Source organism: bacterium (assembly GCA_040755795.1).
In the GTDB taxonomy this organism is placed as follows: Bacteria; UBA9089; CG2-30-40-21; order CG2-30-40-21; family SBAY01; genus JBFLXS01.
This window is the reverse complement of the sequence record JBFLXS010000402.1, coordinates 1-3,689: the sequence shown is the minus strand read 5'-3', so window position 1 is coordinate 3,689 and position 3,689 is coordinate 1. Positions and strand designations below refer to the sequence as shown.

The following is a 3,689-nucleotide window of genomic DNA, read 5'->3' as shown; positions in this document are numbered from 1 at the left end:
TCTGAAGAAAAACCTTGATTTATCAACCCTGGAATTGGATAATAACTCTTACATTGATGAGGAACTAAAAGAGAACTTTTCAGACATAGTTTATAATTGTCTTTACAAGGCTAAGAGCAAGGTAAAGATTTCGCTTTTATTTGAACATAAGAGCAAGGCAGTCAAATACCCGCATTTCCAGCTTCTACGGTATATCCTTAAGATATGGGAGACAAATATCAAACAGAAAGAGGGCTTAAGACCTGTTATACCTATTATTTTTTATCACGGTAAAGAACGATGGGGGGTGAAAGGGTTATCTGAATATTTTACAGGGATAGATGAGGGATTAAAGAGATATATTCCTGAATTTGATTATTTATTGACAGATTTATCGAGGTATAGTGATGAGGAGATAAAGGGGCAGGTTCTTTTGGATGTAACTCTTAGGATAGCCCTATTAGTGATGAAGAGCATATATGATGAGGGGAAATTACGGGAGCATATCGGGGATTTTTTAGAGATAGGGCAGATGTGTTACGAGGAGGAGAAAGGGCTAAAATTTTTGGAAGGGGTTATTCGGTATATTTACAGTAGCACCGAGATAGGAGTAAAAGAGGTAGTAGAGGCAGTGAAGAAGATTTCCGAGAAAGGGGGTGAAGCAACAATGACTACCGCTATGAAATTGATAGAACAAGGAATGCAACAAGGAATGCAACAAGGAATGCAACAAGGATTACAGCAAGGGATACAACAAGGTGAATATAGGAAAGCAGTAGAGGCTGCTAAGGCTATGTATTCAGAGGGATTTAATATTGATGTGATTGCTAAGATAACCGGACTTTCAAAGGAAGAGATAAATAAAGTGGTAAGGTTAGCGAGACAATAAAAAAACACTAAGGCACTAAAACCACAGCCAAACACTAAGGAAGATAACCCTGAAATTAGCAATACTTTAGCCATCGGAAGTGGAATCCGGGTAATCGGTAATCAGTAATCGGAGATAAAAAGCTACTTCTTTTTCTTCAGCGATAACCTGATAACCGATAACTTTCTAAACATAGCAAAGCAAACTTAACAAAGCAATAGGTTGTTCACCACCTTATTTTCCTTCCTTTGCGAAATCTTCCGTTGCGCTCTTTGCGGTTAAATCTTTATACCTTTAAAAAACTTGAACATCAAGTATTTAGTTTTTACCACCAATAACTGAGGGATTACTGGAACTGGGATTTTTTTCTTGACAAAAACAATTAAAGATGATATAATTATTTTCAAGGAGATAAAAATGCCTATTTCATTGATAAAAGAGGAAGAAACTCACATCTTAAGGGTTTTGCCTATCTTGTTAAAGAAAGATGAGCAATTTAGGGGTTCTCTCTATGCCATCCTATCTGAAACCTTTGCCACAAAGGATGATTTTACAAGGGTTCTGGAAGAAATCAGGCTCTTAAGGGAAGAAACAAACAAAAGGTTTGAGGAGACAAACAAGAGATTTGAGGCAATTGACCGAAGGTTTGAGGAGCTTATAAAAGAAATGCACTATGGATTTGAACTTCAATCAAAAGCTACAAGGGATTTAAAAATAACCGTAGATACCATAGGAGCAAGATGGGGAATATGTGCTGAGAAAACCTTAAGGAATACCCTTAAAGAGCTATTGCTTAAAAACCTTAAGGTAACCGAGGTAAAGGAATTAAAGATTAAGGATAAAGATGGCTATGTTTTTGGCTATCCAGAGGAGGTTCAGATTGACCTTTTGATAAAGGATGGAGAGGATTATCTTGTTGAGATAAGCTCATCCGCAGGTTCTTCTGATGTAACCATACTTTCCCGCAAGGCAAAGCTGTATGAGAGAGAAACAAACAAAAAAGCAAAGCCAGTATTTGTCTGTGTAGATATGAAGGATAAAGGCAAAGATGCCTGTAAAGAATTAGGCATCCAGCTTATAACCTATGAGGAAATAAAGGAGTAAAAAAGATGATACCTTTATTTATTTTATTTACACACATACACACACACACAGAGAGAGAGAGAGAGACGCAATCTAAGTCCTTGCAGGACAGAGAGTTAAGAATAAATTTATTAAAAATATAAGCACATTAATTGATTTTACTGTGCTTTTTTTGTTTCTAATTATGTGTAGGAACAGGGTTTATTTCCCACCGTGCCTGAAATGGCTCTGTTGTAAAGAGGAAAAAAATAATTAGCCGGAATGGCTAATAAAATCAACGCTCAATTTTATCCGAGAGCGTTGTCTCTACTTAAGAGGAGGGTATTGAAAAAATGCGAAGATTACATTTGCATAACTTGATTGAGAAAGAAGGCGATATTTATTCGGCTGTCTGTCTTGAGCTTAATGTTGCCTCACAAGGAAAGACTATGGAAGAAACCAGGAGGAACTTACAGGAAGCAGTAGAATTGTACCTTGAAGATGTACTTGAATCAGGAGACGAACAAGAGTTTATCCCCCGTCCAGCTTCAATGGAAGAATGGATAAAATTCTTTGATGCCGAGGCTAAATTTATGGCTAAGGAACTACCTAAGACTACTTCGCCAAAAAAGATTAAGTTTGAGGAGATAGTTTATGCCAGATAAGAGACTCCTTTCTCTTTCAAGTGAAGAGGTAGAAAAAAATTCTCAAAAGGAACAAATTTACTTTGAGTCGTCAAAAAGGAAGTCATCAGCAATTTGTAGGTTATGTTAAAGGGAAGAAGAGACGAGTAACAGTAATTGTTAATCAGAAAATTTTTGCTCCAAGAACCATAACGAGTATGATTTTACAATCTGGTCTTAATGAACAGGAATGGTTAGATAGTATATAGAAGTTCAAGGAATTACAGAAGTTGTATGTGCTGAGTGTTTAGAGATAAGTCACTAAACAAAGATTACTAAACAAAGTTCGTCATATACTGTAACTGTTCAGCCACGGATGAACACGGATGAAACATGGAAAATCCCGCTACAGCGTATTTGCCTGCAATTAGGGTTGTAGGGACAACTCTTGGGGTTGTCCGCCTACGGAACGGATAGGGACAAGCCCTGTCCTTACCTTTGGGCCTTCTGTCCTCTCTTATTTATCCCTGTTAATCAGTGGCTGAATAGTTACGTTTTCGGTTTATTTTAGGTTTTTCTTGAGCAATATATTTGAGGTATAGATTAAAAAAGACATGCTCTTTTTTAGTCTATATCATTTCCTTAGTGTTAATTGGGTCAGAACACGAAGGAGAATTGCTGTTAAAACGCAAAAAATGGCTTTATGGTGGCTATCTTAGCTTGCCTGACCTCTTTGTTCATCTTCACCGAGAATTGCTGAAACTTCAGTCAAATCCGAGCTCTGGAGATGTTGAGAGAGCTCAAATTAAATAAGAGGTGTTGAAAAGATGAAAAAAATCATCGGTTTAGTGGTCGTGGGGATGGTTTTTTTAACCCAAGAGGCAAGAGCAGCGGATTTGTATGTGCCAGGAGACTATACAACCATCCAGGCGGCAATAAATGCAGCAGGAAGTGGCGAGAGGATAATTGTCTCTGCGGGAACCTATAATGAGGCAATCTATATCAACAAAAATTTGACCTGGTTGGAATAAAATGATAAAATATAACAAAGTAAAGTTTGGAGGTGAACAGATGCTGCATAATACAATTAAAGTTTATATTGAAAAGGGTGAAAAGTACTGGGTTGCTCAATGTATAGAGATTGATGTAGTAACCCA

General features: G+C 37.2%; 6 protein-coding genes. All 6 read left to right on the top strand.

Features of this window, described 5'->3' with window-relative positions; genetic code table 11:
* Window positions 1–868 (top strand): Rpn family recombination-promoting nuclease/putative transposase (locus AB1414_17425; GenBank protein MEW6609196.1); only part of this gene is annotated, 868 nt, incomplete at its 5' end.
* Window positions 869–1,264: 396 nt separating this feature from the next.
* On the top strand, window positions 1,265–1,951 hold the full coding sequence (locus AB1414_17420; protein ID MEW6609195.1) for a DUF3782 domain-containing protein: 687 nt from the start codon (window positions 1,265–1,267) through the stop codon (window positions 1,949–1,951).
* A gap of 311 nt (window positions 1,952–2,262) precedes the next feature.
* Window positions 2,263–2,574 carry a hypothetical protein gene (locus tag AB1414_17415; GenBank protein MEW6609194.1) on the top strand — a complete coding sequence of 104 codons (312 nt, stop codon included), beginning with the start codon at window positions 2,263–2,265 and terminating at the stop codon, window positions 2,572–2,574.
* A gap of 62 nt (window positions 2,575–2,636) precedes the next feature.
* Entirely contained in the window at window positions 2,637–2,801 is a 165-nt protein-coding gene (locus AB1414_17410; protein MEW6609193.1) for a hypothetical protein, read from the top strand.
* A gap of 322 nt (window positions 2,802–3,123) precedes the next feature.
* A complete protein-coding gene (locus AB1414_17405) occupies window positions 3,124–3,345 on the top strand; it encodes a hypothetical protein (GenBank protein ID MEW6609192.1) in 222 nt (73 codons plus the stop codon).
* 14 nt (window positions 3,346–3,359) lie between these two features.
* A complete protein-coding gene (locus AB1414_17400; protein ID MEW6609191.1) occupies window positions 3,360–3,563 on the top strand; it encodes a hypothetical protein in 204 nt (67 codons plus the stop codon).
* Window positions 3,564–3,689 lie beyond the last annotated feature (126 nt).